The organism is Curtobacterium sp. P97 (assembly GCF_023712445.1).
Taxonomy (GTDB): Bacteria; Actinomycetota; Actinomycetes; order Actinomycetales; family Microbacteriaceae; genus Curtobacterium.
Map to the genome: position 1 here is coordinate 1 of NZ_JAMAYF010000134.1, position 443 is coordinate 443.

Below are 443 nucleotides of genomic sequence, written 5' to 3' on the forward strand. Positions count from 1 at the left end.
CCCTACTACGGCTACGCCGTCATCACCCGCGGCCCGGGCTCCGACACCTGGGTCGACCTCTTCGGCGGCCCCGAGCAGGCCACCGCAGGCGCGGGTTCTGCCGGCGGATCGATCCGGGCCGTCCTGATGGGGCGGGTCGGGCCCACCGCAGGCGGGCCCGCGGCTCGGGTCGAGTCCGACGCGGCCTTCGCGGCCCGGATCGCCAACTACGCAGGCGAGTGGCCCGACGACGACTCCCGTTCGTACGCGGAACCCCGGGAGCTGGCTGCTCGCTGACCGGCCCCAACAACGGCACCCCGGTGGGCGGCCTGGTGCTGGCCGGTGGCGTTCCTAGGCTCTGCCGCGTGGAGCTGCTGCGCATGACCGCCTTCCCCGACGGCGCCGAGGGCGGCAACCCGGCGGGGGTGGCCCTCGACGCCCGCGGGCTCGACGCCGCCGCCATG

General features: G+C 76.3%; 1 protein-coding gene. It reads left to right on the forward strand.

The genetic code is table 11. From position 1 onward, the window contains the following. Positions 1-276: hypothetical protein (locus M3677_RS17310; RefSeq protein ID WP_251161184.1), on the forward strand; the 276-nt coding region annotated here is incomplete at its 5' end. Positions 277-443 lie beyond the last annotated feature (167 nt).